This window comes from Paenibacillus sp. DRB1-1, from assembly GCF_052119485.1.
GTDB lineage: Bacteria > Bacillota > Bacilli > Paenibacillales > Paenibacillaceae > Paenibacillus > Paenibacillus polymyxa_B.
This window is the reverse complement of sequence record NZ_JBODQH010000001.1, coordinates 2,112,501-2,127,608: the sequence shown is the minus strand read 5'-3', so window position 1 is coordinate 2,127,608 and position 15,108 is coordinate 2,112,501. Positions and strand designations below refer to the sequence as shown.

The window sequence follows — 15,108 nt, the reverse complement described above, 5'->3', positions numbered from 1 at the left end:
CTTGCCAGTTTTGAGGCATATCTTACCATATTGGTGGGATATATTACTATATGTTTTTTATATTTTTAGAAAAAATAAGGGCAACATCACATATAGATTCCATGGAAATGTTATGAATTTACTAGATTATTTTTGAAAAACAATCGAAGGGGAATGGGAGAATGCGAGATTTAATGATATAATCTGCATTGGAATTGTTGAGGTTTCACAATCATGTAAAATGCCTAAGGCAAAGGAGTCGATTATGTTGGCAAAAACATTGATTTTCGGGCATAAAAATCCGGATACGGATACCATTTGCTCAGCTATTGCTTATGCAGACTTAAAAACCAAACTGGGCGCGGACGTAGAGCCGGTTCGTCTGGGCGAGGTGAACGGGGAAACGCAGTATGCACTGGATTATTTCAAAGTGAGCGCGCCGCGTCTAGTTGAGCAGGTTGCTGCTGAAACGGACAATGTCATTTTGGTCGATCATAATGAGCGCCAGCAAAGCGTCGCTGATATTGACAAAGTACGTGTAACTGAAGTCATCGACCATCACCGGATCGCTAACTTTGAAACAAGCCAGCCGTTATACTTCCGCGCTGAGCCAGTGGGTTGCACAGCCACCATTTTGAACAAGCTCTACAAGGAAAATGGTGTAGCGATTCCGAAAGAAATCGCAGGTCTAATGCTGTCCGCGATTATTTCCGATTCCCTGTTGTTCAAATCCCCAACCTGCACGGATCAAGACGTAGCTGCTGCTCGTGAACTGGCTGAAATTGCTGGTGTGGATGCAGATCGTTACGGATTTGACTTGCTTAAAGCGGGGGCCGATTTGAGTGGTCACACCATTGAACAGTTAGTAAGTCTGGATGCCAAAGAATTTCAGATGAATGGTCGCAAAGTGGAAATTGCTCAAGTGAACGCAGTAGACGTCAACGATGTGCTATCGCGTCAAGCTGACCTAGAAGTTGCATTATCCCAAACCATTGAGGCCAAAAATCTCGATCTGTTCCTGTTCGTTGTAACAGACATTGTGAACAGTGATTCCATTGGTATTGCCCTGGGAAGCCAAGCACAAGCGGTTGAGAAAGCCTATAATGTACAGTTGGATGACAACAAGGCTGTTCTAAAAGGCGTTGTATCGCGAAAATCGCAAATTGTGCCTGTATTGACTGACGCTTTTAACAGTTTGTAAGGATAAAAAATAAGCCTCCTGTACCCCTGCATAATGGCAGTGGAAGCAGGAGGCTTATTTTTATTTCTTCAGTTCTACTAGAACGTCTCCGATGTGGAATTCAAATGCCAATTTCAACTGATCGCTCATCAGGTGCCAGGCATTTTCAGCTACAGCGAGATCGCCGCTATGGGTAAATGCATGTGCGGCACCCATGTATTTTTTATACGTCACGGGCACATCCGCTTCAATCAGCCGCTTAGCGTACAACTCGGCTTCGTCAGCCAAGGAGTCCAACTCTGCGGTTATGATCAGAGCAGGAGGAAGATTATGTAGTGATTCTGCAAAAAGGGGGGAAACTAACGGATTCCGCGCCTCATCTGGTGAGTGCAGATAACTTTCATTAAAGATTTTTGCTACTCGTGGCGGAATCGCTTTCTCGAATTGGGGCTTCAATTTGGGATCTGTAGCAATATCTAATGGTGGGTAATCCAGTACCTGATATACAATCGGAAATTCCTTGCGATCCCGGGCCATAAGACACAGCGCTGCCGCTAGATTACCACCTGCACTGTGTCCCCCGACCGCAATGCATTGAGGATCTACGTTGAGCACATCAGGATGCTTGTACAACCATTGGGCCACATCATAGCTTTCCTGTAGCGGGATAGGGAATTTATACTCCGGGGCCAAGCGATAATCGACATTAACGACGACGCAATTCGCACGTTCAGCAATGACCGGACACCAGGGATCATCCATTTCGGCGCTGCCCATTACAAAGCCGCTGCCATGGAAATTTACAAATACAGGGAGTGGATCAGCAGACCGGTGAGAAGGTTCATATACAATCACCCTGGAGTCACCAACAGAGGTGGGAATGATCCTTTCTTTCCGATGTACTTTGGGAGAACGCGAAGGTTTGAAATCGGACGCAGCTACCATTCTGCCAGCCGATATGCGGGCAAGTTTGACGAACAGTTTTTGTCTCAGTCTTCGCACCATTTTTCTCTCTCCTCTCTGGAGTCGGTTAGACGCGAACCTTTGACATCTTCAAACGCAGAACGTACGCGTGACAAATAGGTTTGGAACTGACAGATTTCCGACTCACTAAAGTCTGACATCAGACGTGAAGCCAGCCCTACGAAAAAGGGGTCCATCTGTTGAATTTTACTTCTTCCTTTATCGTTCAGGGACACGAACACTCCCCGCTTGTCATTGGGATCGTCATATTTATTAATGAAACCCTCTTGTTCGAGAGAAATAACCATAGAACTGATAGCTGCTCGGCTTACCCCCATCTTTTCAGCCAAAGCAGAAGGAGACGACATTTCATCTCTTTGCGCCGAAAGTACACAAAGCGCGATATATTGCCCGTAGGAGAGACCAAATTCACGCGAACGTTTTTCCATGTTTTTACGTATTTCATACGTTATGGAAAATAAATCTACCAAAACACCAATCGGTTTATTGCCACCTGGAAAGAGATTATAGGCCAGTTGACGAATTTCGGAGTCCAAAAAAAAGAACATGCGATCCACCTCGATGTAGTTAATTAGTTAACTGTAATTTAATTAACCACTGGTTGCAATGATTTATACAAACTTTGTTCCGCATTTTTTTAAAAATATATCTGTAAAACGTCACATCCAGGGGCCGATACACTGATCGAGGCCCTGATTCACAAAGGCTTGTATGGAGGGCTGACGCAGAGTACGTCCTTCTTGCCACCGCCACTCACTATATTGAACCTTGGCGGTATACATGGGTTGCACCCAAAATGCGTCCTGATGCCGATCCGGTTTATTGTTAAAAGGTCGCTCCGATATGGTATGTGGCAGCAGGCGCTCGGTAAGCTGACGCCAAGCTTCCCGAGTCAGCTTACCCGTCCCCACATGCCCGATATAGCGCAGCATTCCTTGTTTATCATATTGGCCCAGCAACACAGCATTGATAATGCCTCCGTTTAGGGTATAGCCACCGATAACGGCAATAATATCGCCATAATTTTTGACCTTGAGCCATCGTCCGTCCTTTCCGCCCAATGTGTACGGACTATCCAGCTTTTTACAAACAATGCCTTCCATTCCTTGGCTGCACATGACCTGAAATAGAGCTTGTCCATCAGGATGAGCGGGAGCCAGTTGAATCCGTTCATTCGGTATGATGATCTGATGCAGCAGCTTAAGCCTTTCCTGTAACGGTTTAAGATGAACCCACTCCCCGTTCAGATAAACAATATCAAACAACATGTAAGTAGCGGGTACAGCTTCATAGGCTGACTGAATTCGATCCGTCCGACGAATCAGATCCCGTCGCATAATTTCATGGAACGATGGCTTACCGTCGGCACCGAGTGCGATCATTTCCCCGTCCAATATGACCGAATCAGCCTTACAGTAGGAGGGGAAGAGAGCAAGCTCCGGGTATAAAAGCGTTCGTTCATGCTGCTTGCGGTTGAACAGACGCGTACCGCCCTGGTCGTGATACGTCATAATTCTCGTACCGTCCCATTTTATTTCGTAACGCCAAAGGCCCGGATCTACAGGTACTTTTTCGCTCAGTTCCGGCTCAAACGGGATGACAGGTTTTATTTCTGTAGGCAACGCAGCACCTCCCTTGCCCTAATTGGAATAAATATAGTGTCGACGATAGATCTTATTTTATGTATCAGGATTTTGCAAAATTCGATTCCAGTCGCTCCGAAGTACAAGATATAGACGAACTAAACCATTTCGATCTATATCTTGTTCATTGGAAGTCGCTTATGGGATTTTTGCAAAATCCTCGTATGTGATGTTTCGCTAATTCCTAAATAGGGGAATGATAAGGATATCTAGCGTCGGCATGAAGTGATTGCAGTAATTCGTTAGCATGGAGTTGTAACGGGATTTTCTTCAGTCAGAAAGGAGATTGGTTTCATGAGACAAATTCGCGAGGAGGACCATGCAGTAGTCATGGTGGATGATGGACAGGTAGTTGCAGAAGTAGGCTATAAATCCATAGATGACCACTCATTGGTCATTGACCATACATTTGTATCCGAGCAGTTACGGGGTCAAAAAATCGGCAAGGAGCTCATCGACAGAGTGGTTGACATGGCAAGGAATCAGCATAAAAAGGTTATCCCTGCTTGCTCGTACGCGCTTGCGCTGTTCAAGCGCCATCAGGAGTACAGTGACGTATGGCAGCAATGAATATGGATCATCGAGGCTGCTTAAATGCATAACCGACACAACACCGGAGCGGGTAATCAGACCTTCCCGGTGTTTTTTGTGTGCATAAAGCTTGTAAAATCAATGCATTCTACCGTTGATATAGGGAAGTAAAGGGCTATTTTTAAATGTTGAAGCATATTTTCTGACAGATGGCTGTGAAATTGTTCATACTGTTGTCACTTCACAGGCTGTCTATGAGTTCTATATAATATATTATGGTTATGACTACAACAGTAACGAAAACCTGAATTTAACGAAGGAGACGCTCATGATGAATAAAGCGAGTGAGGACAAGCAGTACGTTCCAACGAGCAATCGTAATTTTACAGCCTTGATTATCACCGTTTCCATTATAGCCAACGTGATTATTTTGCTGCTGTTCTTTTCGCCGATCGGATACCAGGGTAGTGTGAGTTTTGATCTCACTATTTTCCCAAGGCTGAATGCGATTTTTAACAGCTTCACATTTATTTTCCTGGTGGCTGCACTGGTTGCTATTTTCAAAAAGAACATTAAGGTTCATAAAACCTTTGTTTTGCTGGCCTTCGCCAGTACCGTTTTATTTTTATTTTCCTATCTGACCTTTCACTACATTTCGCCGGAAACTGCAAAATATGGTGGTGTGGGTATCCTTCGGCCGATCTACTTTACGCTGTTGATTTCGCATAGCATACTGGCTGCGATTATTGTCCCGCTGGCACTGTTCACGGTTGTATGGGGATGGACGATGCAGGTAGCAAAACATCGTAAGATTGCGCGCTGGACGATGCCAATTTGGCTATATGTGAGCTTGACCGGGGTACTGGTGTACGTTTTCATGGCCCCATACTATTAATAGTTGTGAACCCTTTGCGGGTTGATTTAAGAAAATGGCGTCTCTGCTGAAGAGGCGTCTTTTTTGTATCCAATAAAAGAAAAATTATTCCTTCTAAATTTATTTTATTGAAAAAACGTTCCTTCTTTAGCGGTATTTCTGCTATAATTTGCCTTAATCAACTAAGAACAAGGGGGTCACCATGTGACAAAGAAAGCGAAAGGCAGGTTACGGTTGCTTGTATCTATGCTGGCGCTGGTTGTACTGCTGAGCAGCTGCGGTGGTGGAGGATCAAAGTCGGAAAAGGTTGACGGAGGGAAAGTAACACTGCAATTTTGGACCATTGCACTACAACCTACATTTACCCCGTATTTCAATCGGGTGATTGCCGATTATGAGCAGAAGAACCCCAATGTCAAAATTGACTGGAAGGATTACCCCTATGACGCAGTAACCAACAAGCTGTTGACAAGTATCGCTAGCAACAGCAGTCCGGATGTAGTCAATCTCAATACAGAATTTGCTAGCCAAATGGGCTCCAAGGGTGCTGTTGTTGATATGAATGAGCATTTGTCGCCCGAGGAAAAAGCTGCTTATTTCGAGGGTATTTATAATTCCACAGTCATTAACGGTAAAGCTTATGCGCTACCCTGGTATACCGGTACAGAAGTGCTTTACATGAATACAAAGCTGGTCAAAGCCGCCGGATTGGACCCTGCTCATCCGCCCAAAACCCGGGAGGAATTGTCTGAGTGGGGCCGTCAGATCAATAGAAAAATTGGCAAAGCAGGCTATGCGCAGCAGCTTGTATCCAAACTTTTCGCTGTGGACGGCATTCCCATTCTAAATAAAGAAAAGACAGCAGCGGCGTTCAATACACCAGAAGCAGTCACCATGATTGATAATCTAAAAAAACAGATGGAAGATGGCGTTGTGCTCAAGGAAGACGCTGACTTCTCACAACAAGTGAAATATTATGCCGGCGAGCAGGTTGCTTTCGAGCTGGCAGGCCCAACGTTCATCAATTTTATCAAAACGGCAGCGCCGGATGTTTATAAGAACACAATTGCTGTTCCTGTCCCAACCGGTAAAGCTGATGTGCGGCTCTCCAACTCCATGGACCTGGTTGTACCTGCTAAGTCTGCACATGTGGACGAAGCAGTGAAATTTGCTGTTTTCTTGACAAACGCAGAGAGTCAAACAGCTTTTTCTAAAGCGGCGAATACACTACCTTCCACGAAAGACTCCATTAAAGATCCATATTTTACTCAGTCTGACAAATCATTAGAAGCACAAGCCAAGGTAGTATCCGCGCAAAGCTTGGATAAGGCGACAGATTATATGGTCGGTGTGCCTAATGCCAAAGATGTGAACAGTGCCATCGCGCGAGCTTTGCAAAATATTGTATTGAACGGCACGGATACGAAGCAGACGCTTACTGCCCTGGAGCAGGAAGTGAACGATATTTTAAAGCAATAGGTTTGACAGGGGAGTAAATGAATACTCCCCTGTTCATTTATCAAAATCAGGTGGTGATGCAGCATGATCAAATGGTTAAGGTCGGAGTCCTTTACGGCCTGGGCCTTTATGACGCCAGGACTGTTATTGCTTGCCGTCTTTGTATTTTGGCCTATTATTTACAGCATCCCGCTGGCATTGACAGACTACTCTGTCATATCAGATACCCATTTTGTCGGCTTGGATAATTTTGAAGCGGCGTTTAAGGACCGTAACTTTCTTATTTCAATTTGGAACTCATTGTTGTACGTGCTCATTGTCCCCTTTCTCCAAATTTTCTCCATCCTGATGGCCGTGCTTGTGAATAGCCGTATCCCGGGAATTAAAATATTTCGTACGACCTACTACATCCCTGTTGTAACTTCGATGGTAGCGGTAGCCTTAATTTGGAGCTGGCTGTTGGGCAATAACAGCGTAGTGAACTACTTGCTCATGCAGGTCGGCTTGATTAGCAAAGACATACACTGGTTATCGGACAGCAACTTGGCCTTGTATGTACTGATGTTCATCACAATGTGGAAGGGACTCGGGTATTATATGATGCTCTATCTGGCTGGATTACAAAATATTCCTCAAGATCTGTACGAAGCCGCTAGAGTCGACGGAGCAAGCCGATGGCGTCTGATTGTCCATATTACTCTTCCACTGCTGAGACCCTACGTTCTGTTCTGTACCCTTATATCGCTCATGTCAGCTATTCGTGTATTTGATGAAGTGTATGTACTAACCAAGGGTGGACCGGGAACGGCCACGTTGACATCCAGCTTGTATATTTTTCAAAAGGGCATGGAGCAGTTCAATTTTGGATATGCTTCAGCGCTTGGCTTAATTGTCGGTGCAATGATTGCCGTACTTAGTATTATCGTATTCCGATTCAATAGGAAAGGTGGTGTCAATCCCTATTGATGAATCTAAAGGATGACAAATTGCTACGCTCATCTCTTCCTAAAAAGGAAAGCAGCCGCATCATGCGCAGTCTTGCTCGAATGCTGAGAATGACGGTCATCTACGTGCTTCTAGTGCTACTCGCCCTCTTTTTAATGGGACCGTTCCTATGGCTGCTCAGCGTATCCCTCATGCCAGGTCGTAACATTTTTTCAACGCCGCCCGCTATTTTTCCGACCTTTATTGATTTCGACAACTATGTTCAGGTGTGGCAGTTCATGAATTTTCCAAAGTATATGCTGAATACGGTCATCATTACGGTGTTAGGCGTTGTGCTCAATGTGGTACTCGCCAGTCTGACGGGATATCCCTTGGCTGTATTTCGTTTTAAGGGTAAAAATCTGGTATTTACGCTGCTGATTGCCACGATGATTATTCCTTCCTACACCGCATTTATTGTGCATTATCTGACCATTCAAGGGCTCCATCTGGGCAATACATATTTGGGTGTGGTGTTGCCCGGGGCAGTCTCCGTGTTCAACATTTTTCTAATGCGACAGACGTTTATTCATATTCCCACCGATGTGCGTGATTCCGGTAAAATGGACGGCGCTTCGGAGTTTCGAATTTGGTGGCAGCTGGTGCTTCCGCTGGTCAAGCCGGCGCTCGCTGTAATTTCTCTGTTGGAGGCGATGTCGTTCTGGAACAGCTTTCTATGGCCTATCGTTATTTTGAATGATACGGAGCTATATCCGCTGGCAGCTGCGCTCACGTATCTCAACGGTCAATTTGCCTATAACTTCGGCTGGATCGCTGCAGGCACAATGATTTCGGTACTGCCGATCATTATATTGTTCCTGTTTACACAGCGCTACTATATGGAAGGCCTGGCGGGAGCGGTAAAAGGATAAGCCAGTAGTCACGGCTACGAAGAGCCTGTGAATGGAAGGAGACGATTGCGATGAAATTGTCCAAAGGAATGGGGTCTCATTCAGATGTAGGGCTAACACCGCAGGAGATTCAATATTATTTTCGTGATGTGTATGACAGCGGGGAAAGGCTGGTTATCTCCGAACCGCGTCTGATCTGTGAACTGTCCTCTCGCTTTGCAATGAATCAGGAGTATGAAGGTGTGCTGGACCCAGAGGGACCGATCAAGCTCATTGTGCCTCCAGGACCGGGTGTACCGACTGAAACACGGGGAAGCGTACAGTTGGTGCTCGAATATGACGGAACGCTTGCTGCAGACGGATATCGGTTGGACATTCAGAAGGACGGGCGGATTGAAATCCATGCTTCCAATAAAAGAGGGCTCAAATACGGCATGGATGCCCTGCATCCCCTGCTTCAGGTGGAACAGGAGCGATGTACTCTGCCAGTGATGTCTATTCGGGATGAGCCTTCCTTTCCGGTCAGAGGAATTATTGAAGGCTTCTATGGGAAACCGTGGAGTTTCGCGGATCGGCTGGATGCCGTCCGTTTTATGGCTGCGCATCGGATGAACACGTTCATGTATGCCCCCAAGGATGATCCATATCATCGTGAGCTATGGAGAGAGCCGTACCCTGAGGATACGTTTGCCCAGATCCGCGAATTGAAGGAAGCCTGCGAACGGCATGAGATTGATTTTCATTATTGTATCAGTCCAGGGAACGACCTAAGCTTTGGCAGCGATGAAGATTTCCTTAAATTGACGGAAAAGCTGGCGGCCGTGATTGCGATTGGCGTACGTCATTTTTCTGTATTAATGGATGATATTGATTATGTACTCAAAGGGGAAAATCGACATTTGCTGGGCCGGTCGGGTCACGCTCATGTCTTTTTGACGAACAAGGTTCACACATGGCTGGCTGAACGGCTGCCTGAGTTTACACTGACAGTCTGTCCCTCGGAATATTGGTCGTATTGGGATACCGAATACAAAAAGGATTTCCGTGAGCGGCTGCATCCGGAGATTAAGGTGTTCTGGACGGGGTACTTTGTTTTTGCCCCACAGATTAGTCGAGAGCACGCCGCCGATAATCATGCATTCTTCGGGCATGAGCTGTGGCTGTGGGATAACATCCCGGTGAATGATTGTGACCATGATCGGTTATTCCTTGATCCGCTGCGCGGACGGTATTCCGGGCTACCAGACTGCGGACATACCGGTATGGTGGCCAACCCGATGAATCAGTGGGAATGCTCCAAAGTGACGCTCATTACGATGTCCCACTATATGTGGAACAGTGAACGGTATATGCCTGAGCTATCTTGGGAACGGGCTGCGCGAGAGTTAGCGGGAGAGCGTGCGGATGAACTGATGTTTTTCTGTCGTCAAAACAGGAACAGCCGACTGGGCGGCAGCGCGTATGAGGACGTGGATCTTGCTTTGCAAATGCGCGATATCCCTGCGCTGGATATATACTTTGAGCGGCTGCTTCAGGCGGTGAGCGTCCTACGGAACGTGCCTGCCGATGATCCGGCGGCAGGTTTCGTGTCCCAGGCCGCGCCGTGGCTGGAACGTGCCGAGCTGGACGCAGGCCTGTGGCATGTGCTGCGCCAAGCTGCGCTCAGTGGCGAGCGACAGGACGATGCACATTCAAGGGGAAGCAGCATGCCGAGCGAAGCAGTTGACGGGCAAGAGCCGTCGCCTCTGACGGACGAAATCGCAGGAGAACTGCGACGCGGTATCACTGCTTGCTTAGAAGCGGAGGCTCGGCTGGGTAGCAATCCGGCGATCCGTGCTGCCGCGCAGTGGGGTTATGTCGATCAGGACGAACAAGGCAAATATCGACTGATCTTGTGAGTTTTTGCGTTGGATTAAGAAACCAAGGCAGCATAGCTGCCCTGAAAATAATCATTTGCCGTTAGGATAACGGTAATTTTCAGGAGAGGTGGAACGTATGTTGAAGTCAAACACCCGATTACTTTTTATACCGCTGGATGAGCGGCCCTGTAATTATCAATTTCCTTATTTACTGGCACAGGGCACCGACTTGGAAATGGAGCGACCCCCATTAGAATGGATGGGACAAAAGAAAACCCCTGGCGATACGACCAGACTATGGGCATGGCTCGAAGAACGCGCGGCTACTGCTGATGGAGCCATTGTGGCGATGGATACGTTGCTGTACGGAGGAATCGTCCCTTCTCGACTACACGGTATGTCGAGCGAGCAGGTCAGAGATAGAGTGAATCGGCTTCGCAGGCTAAAGCAACTATATCCGCAACTGACTCTGTATGCATTTCAACTAATTATGCGTTGTCCACAATACTCTTTGGCTGATGAAGAACCGGATTACTATGCCGATTGGGGGCGTGAGATATTCCGAAAGGGCTTCATTGAGCATCGTCAGGAGCTGGGGATCGCTACCGCAGAAGAGTTGCTCGAATTAACTGATATTAACGAGCGTTTGCCAATGGAAATACTGGATGATTACCTGGGGCGTCGCCATGTGAATTTGGAGGCTAATGAAGTTGCACTGGATCTCGTAGCAGAAGGTATCATTGATTTTATGATTATCCCACAGGATGATTCGGCTCCCTACGGCTATACCGCCAAAGATCAGCAGCGGCTAAGAAGTCGTATTTCTGAGCTTGGGCTGGATTTGAATGTATACATGTACCCGGGGGCAGATGAAGTGGGTTGTACGTTGCTAGCTCGTTGGGTTAACAAGATGAATAATGTAGTCCCACTGGTGTATCCCCGATTGTCTGCTTTGCAGGGGGCATTCGTAGTTCCGCTTTTTGAAGATCGCTATTTTTACGAAACCTTAAAATATCAGATTATGGCGGCAGGTGGGCTGATAGCTTCCTCAGCAACGGAGGCTGATTTGATTTTGTTGGCTAACACACCCGGTGACACGATGGCAGAGGCTTCATCCCAGCAGCGTGCAATGACCGGATATGATGTACATCGGAATGTAGTAGAGCTGGTTGAGTACGGTTCTTATATGCTGCAATATGCAGGCCAAAATGTTGCAGTTGCTGATGTGGGCTACGCCAACGGCGCAGATCTCAAGCTACTTAGACTATTAAAGCAAAAAGGACTGCTTTTTAAGCTGGCAGGTTATGCAGGCTGGAATACCAGTTCTAACACGCTGGGCACCGTCATTGCCCAGTCCATGCTGTATACCCACTATGGCTCTACGGAGGAACATTTGGATTTTCTGTCGCTGCGCTACGCCGAGGATGCCTGTTATTGCGCTGTGGTACGTACGGCTATGAATAACGGAATTGTGGAGCAGATGGGTTTTACCAAGTTTATGCTCGATGGACCGAGAGGCTCGGTAGCTGCGGTTATTCGCGGACGGCTGGAGCAGGCGCTCAATGAATATGTGAACGGGCCGGAAGACCGCGTGGAAATTACAGATTGCTACATGCCGTGGAACCGCACCTTTGAAGTCGGATTAACCGTACGGCATCATGCCGAGAAGAGAGGGTGATTCCTATGGGAATGGAAGGTGTATTATCCAAAGTTCAGCACGGACTGATCGTATCCTGTCAGGCGCTACCAGGCGAACCGTTACATGGAGCAGATTCTATGGTCAAAATGGCGCGTGCCGCACAGCAAGGTGGAGCTGTAGCGATTCGCGCCAATGGCGCATCGGATGTACGTGCGATTAAACAGGCGATTTCTCTACCAGTGATTGGCTTGATTAAGCGGGATTATGATGATTCTGATATTTACATTACGCCTACCCTTCGTGAAATGGAGGAACTGGTGGAGGCAGGCGCGGATATCATTGCGCTGGATGCCACATTACGACCGCGCCCAGCGGGATGCAAGCTGAAGAGGCTCCTAGATTATGCCCATGAGCAGGGAGTCACTTCCATGGCAGACATATCGACACTGGAGGAGGCGCTTCATGCGGCCTCCCTTGGCGCAGACTGCGTATCCACCACGTTATCCGGGTATACGCCGTACTCTACTCAGATTGAGGGTCCTGATCTGGAGCTGGTTCGGAGAGCGTCGGAACTGGTTCCTGTTCCTTTAATTGCAGAGGGCAAAATCTATGATCCAGCGCAGGTTGAGGAAGCATTCCGAATGGGAGCACATGCAGTGGTTGTAGGCTCGGCGATTACCAGACCCCAATTGATTACGCAGCGGTTTGCCGATGCCGCAAGGAAGGCAGTGAAATGCATCTATGGAGATGAACGACCGAATTAACACGTATTATCCTTCATTAACGAAATCGGAGCAGAAAGTCGCCTTGTGCGTACTGGAGCATCCCGCAGATATCATATATTTCTCCGTGACGGAGCTGGCGGATTTTGCAGGTACAGGCGAAACGACGGTGATGCGCTTTTGTCGGAAAATTGGTTTCAAAGGTTATCAGGATTTCCGACTGTCCCTGGCACAAAACCAGACTTATCGTAAAACCGATATGGGCGAGGAGAATATCGACCCAGATGACGAACAAGATATTACGCGTACGGTGTATCACAACATGCTCGATATTTTGCACTCCAGTATGGGACTGCTGGACCATTCAGAGCTTGGTCGTGCGATTGCGTGTCTCGATCAAGCGGGCTATGTTCAATTTTTCGGCGTAGGCGCTTCGGGAATTTCCGCGCAGGATGCTAAAAATCGTTTCTTACGGATTGGGCGCCGCGCCGAGGCAGTGGCAGACGGACATATTCAGTCGATGATGGCGGTGTCCATGAACCCGGGTGATGTCGCTATCGGCATCAGTGTATCAGGAAGTACGCTGGATACGAACGATATGCTGCACAAAGCCAAGCAAAACGGTGCAACTGTTATCGCAATTACGAATTATGCGAAATCACCCATTACCTCCATTGCTGATATCGTGTTACTGACCGCAGGCAAGGAAGCCCCGATAGAAGGTGGTTCAATCGGCGCTAAAATCTCACAACTATTCGTGATTGACCTCATCTGCGAAGGGCTTGCTCGCAAGCACACGAGTCACAGCAAACAGATGAAGGAAAAAACAGCGAGGGCGGTTATTGAACGAAGTTATTGAGATTTTTCAGTTGTGGATTGAAAACTGTGCGCTCCGACAGTTCAATGACTTGTGTTTGTGGTGCTTATGAATGGGTATTTCATGTATTGCTATTAATAGAAGGTTTGTACAAAGAGCTAGTAAGCTTTTATGAGGGGCAACAAGGAGGTTGGTGTGGTGGCAGCTGCCGTGAACAGAGTCATTGGAATCGACATTGGGGGCACATCGGTGAAGGCCGCCATAGTGGCACGGGACGGATCGGTGCTTGATGAAATCCGGCTGGATACGGACGCTTCCCGTGGACGTGAATGGGTGTTGTCGCGGGTGTCAGAATCTGTGCTCGGACTGTTGCGTTCTTTTGGAGATACCAGCATCGGTGCTCATATAGATGTAGGCGCTCTAGGTATTGCTACTGCTGGCCGAGTAAATGTGGAGAGCGGCGAAGTTGTGTATGCCACAGATAACCTACCTGGCTGGCAAGGTACATCCTTAGTAACGTGGGCTAGAGAAAAACTGGCTTTACGAGCGGTTGCTGATAATGATGCGAACGCCGCTTTACTTGGAGAAGCGTGGCAGGGAGCGGGGAAGGGCAAGCGACGCTTGGTGATGCTCACGTTGGGAACAGGTGTCGGAGGTGCATATATGGAAAATGGCCTCTTGTGCAGAGGGGCTCATTGGAGCGGCGGTGATTGGGGGCACAGTATTTTATTCCCGGGGGGACATCCCTGCAATTGTGGAAAAAAAGGGTGCGCCGAGCAATATGTATCGGGGAGCGCCCTGTTACGTCGAGGTAGGGAACACGTCGGTAAATTGTACCGCTCAGGGAACGAGATTGTGAAAGAGGCCGCTTACGGTAACCAGGAAGCAATCCAGGTGCTGGATGATTACACCGCAGATTTAGCTGTGCTTCTATCTAATATCTCGGTGCCTCTTGATCCTGAGGTGATCATTGTAGGTGGAGGAGTAGCGGACGCGGGAGAGGTCTGGTGGCCCATGCTGGAAAAGCATCTGCACCAACTTGGAGTTCAAACGGAAGTAAGTCGGGCATTGTTGGGCAATCGCGCTGGAATCATCGGCGCTGCACGGCTTGCATTTGAAATGACCGAGTCCTAGTACAAGAATGAAAGGGGAACGAACCATGACGCAAAAACGGCTTGATACCGACATTGTTGTGATTGGCGGAGGTCTGGGGGGGACATCGGCAGCTCTTGCGGCGGCGAAGGCTGGCATGAGAGTCATCGTGACGGAGGAGACGGATTGGTTAGGGGGGCAGTTAACTTCACAGGCGGTTCCCCCAGATGAGCATCGATGGATCGAACAATTTGGCTGCACATCAACATACCGTGAGTTCCGTAATCGTGTGCGTGACTATTACCGTCAGAACTATCCGTTAACCGAAGAAGCACGGAATAATCCCATTCTTAACCCTGGGAACGGTTGGGTAAGCCGTCTGGCCCATGAACCACGGGTAGCTCTGCGGGTGCTTGAAGATATGCTCGCTCCCTATTTGAATACGGGGCGTGTTCATGTATACTATCACACCGTGCCTATTGCCGTTCAGACGGA

15 protein-coding genes (1 of these 15 cut by a window edge) are annotated in these 15,108 nt (G+C 47.8%); 12 read left to right on the top strand and 3 right to left on the bottom strand.

The annotated features are described in order from the left end of the window. The first annotated feature begins 244 nt into the window (after window positions 1-244). Window positions 245-1,180: a manganese-dependent inorganic pyrophosphatase gene (locus ACQW03_RS09470; protein ID WP_441949433.1), complete on the top strand. Its 936-nt coding sequence runs from the start codon at window positions 245-247 to the stop codon at window positions 1,178-1,180. A 60-nt stretch (window positions 1,181-1,240) separates the two neighbouring features. On the opposite strand, the gene ACQW03_RS09465 is transcribed toward ACQW03_RS09470, so the two are convergent. The 3 genes from ACQW03_RS09465 to ACQW03_RS09455 all read right to left on the bottom strand — a co-directional run bounded on the left by ACQW03_RS09465 (window position 1,241) and on the right by ACQW03_RS09455 (window position 3,765). After that, the gene (locus tag ACQW03_RS09465; RefSeq protein WP_441949431.1) at window positions 1,241-2,164 is read right to left on the bottom strand and encodes an alpha/beta hydrolase; all 924 of its coding nucleotides are present in this window, start codon (window positions 2,162-2,164) and stop codon (window positions 1,241-1,243) included. After that, complete coding sequence (locus ACQW03_RS09460) at window positions 2,149-2,691, bottom strand: MarR family winged helix-turn-helix transcriptional regulator (RefSeq protein WP_023986644.1); 543 nt, start codon at window positions 2,689-2,691, stop codon at window positions 2,149-2,151. The genes ACQW03_RS09465 and ACQW03_RS09460 overlap by 16 nt, the downstream gene beginning before the upstream one ends. Window positions 2,692-2,802: 111 nt before the next feature. Continuing rightward, the gene (locus ACQW03_RS09455; protein WP_076293879.1) at window positions 2,803-3,765 is read right to left on the bottom strand and encodes an ATP-dependent DNA ligase; all 963 of its coding nucleotides are present in this window, start codon (window positions 3,763-3,765) and stop codon (window positions 2,803-2,805) included. 315 nt (window positions 3,766-4,080) lie between these two features. Here ACQW03_RS09455 and ACQW03_RS09450 point away from each other — a divergent pair, with 315 nt between their 5' ends. From ACQW03_RS09450 to ACQW03_RS09400, 11 genes are all read left to right on the top strand, one after another. After that, on the top strand, window positions 4,081-4,356 hold the full coding sequence (locus tag ACQW03_RS09450) for a GNAT family N-acetyltransferase (protein WP_013308402.1): 276 nt from the start codon (window positions 4,081-4,083) through the stop codon (window positions 4,354-4,356). A gap of 289 nt (window positions 4,357-4,645) precedes the next feature. Beyond that, entirely contained in the window at window positions 4,646-5,212 is a 567-nt protein-coding gene (locus ACQW03_RS09445; protein ID WP_420538170.1) for a DUF420 domain-containing protein, read from the top strand. Between the two features lie 183 nt (window positions 5,213-5,395). Further along, window positions 5,396-6,670, top strand: coding sequence for an ABC transporter substrate-binding protein (locus ACQW03_RS09440; protein WP_025721754.1), 1,275 nt, complete (start codon window positions 5,396-5,398; stop codon window positions 6,668-6,670). Between the two features lie 63 nt (window positions 6,671-6,733). After that, window positions 6,734-7,615, top strand: a complete 882-nt coding sequence (locus ACQW03_RS09435) for a carbohydrate ABC transporter permease (RefSeq protein WP_071639225.1) — start codon at window positions 6,734-6,736, stop codon at window positions 7,613-7,615. Next, window positions 7,615-8,505 (top strand): carbohydrate ABC transporter permease, encoded by an 891-nt coding sequence (locus ACQW03_RS09430; RefSeq protein ID WP_076293880.1) that lies wholly within the window; start codon window positions 7,615-7,617, stop codon window positions 8,503-8,505. The genes ACQW03_RS09435 and ACQW03_RS09430 overlap by 1 nt, the downstream gene beginning before the upstream one ends. 50 nt (window positions 8,506-8,555) lie before the next feature. Then, entirely contained in the window at window positions 8,556-10,382 is a 1,827-nt protein-coding gene (locus tag ACQW03_RS09425; RefSeq protein WP_071639229.1) for a protein O-GlcNAcase, read from the top strand. Between the two features lie 97 nt (window positions 10,383-10,479). Next, window positions 10,480-12,021 (top strand): DUF4127 family protein, encoded by a 1,542-nt coding sequence (locus ACQW03_RS09420; RefSeq protein ID WP_441949428.1) that lies wholly within the window; start codon window positions 10,480-10,482, stop codon window positions 12,019-12,021. Between the two features lie 5 nt (window positions 12,022-12,026). Continuing rightward, window positions 12,027-12,746 (top strand): N-acetylmannosamine-6-phosphate 2-epimerase, encoded by a 720-nt coding sequence (locus ACQW03_RS09415; protein ID WP_068938318.1) that lies wholly within the window; start codon window positions 12,027-12,029, stop codon window positions 12,744-12,746. Beyond that, window positions 12,724-13,563: a MurR/RpiR family transcriptional regulator gene (locus ACQW03_RS09410; protein ID WP_076293884.1), complete on the top strand. Its 840-nt coding sequence runs from the start codon at window positions 12,724-12,726 to the stop codon at window positions 13,561-13,563. Before ACQW03_RS09415 ends, ACQW03_RS09410 begins: the two co-directional genes overlap by 23 nt. A gap of 129 nt (window positions 13,564-13,692) precedes the next feature. Continuing rightward, window positions 13,693-14,655: an ROK family protein gene (locus ACQW03_RS09405; RefSeq protein ID WP_441949425.1), complete on the top strand. Its 963-nt coding sequence runs from the start codon at window positions 13,693-13,695 to the stop codon at window positions 14,653-14,655. Window positions 14,656-14,680: 25 nt separating this feature from the next. Beyond that, on the top strand, window positions 14,681-15,108 hold the 5' end (the start) of the coding sequence (locus ACQW03_RS09400) for an FAD-dependent oxidoreductase (protein ID WP_441949423.1). It continues 1,183 nt past the right edge of the window; the window shows 428 of its 1,611 coding nt (coding positions 1-428); it begins with the start codon at window positions 14,681-14,683; its stop codon lies off the right edge, out of view.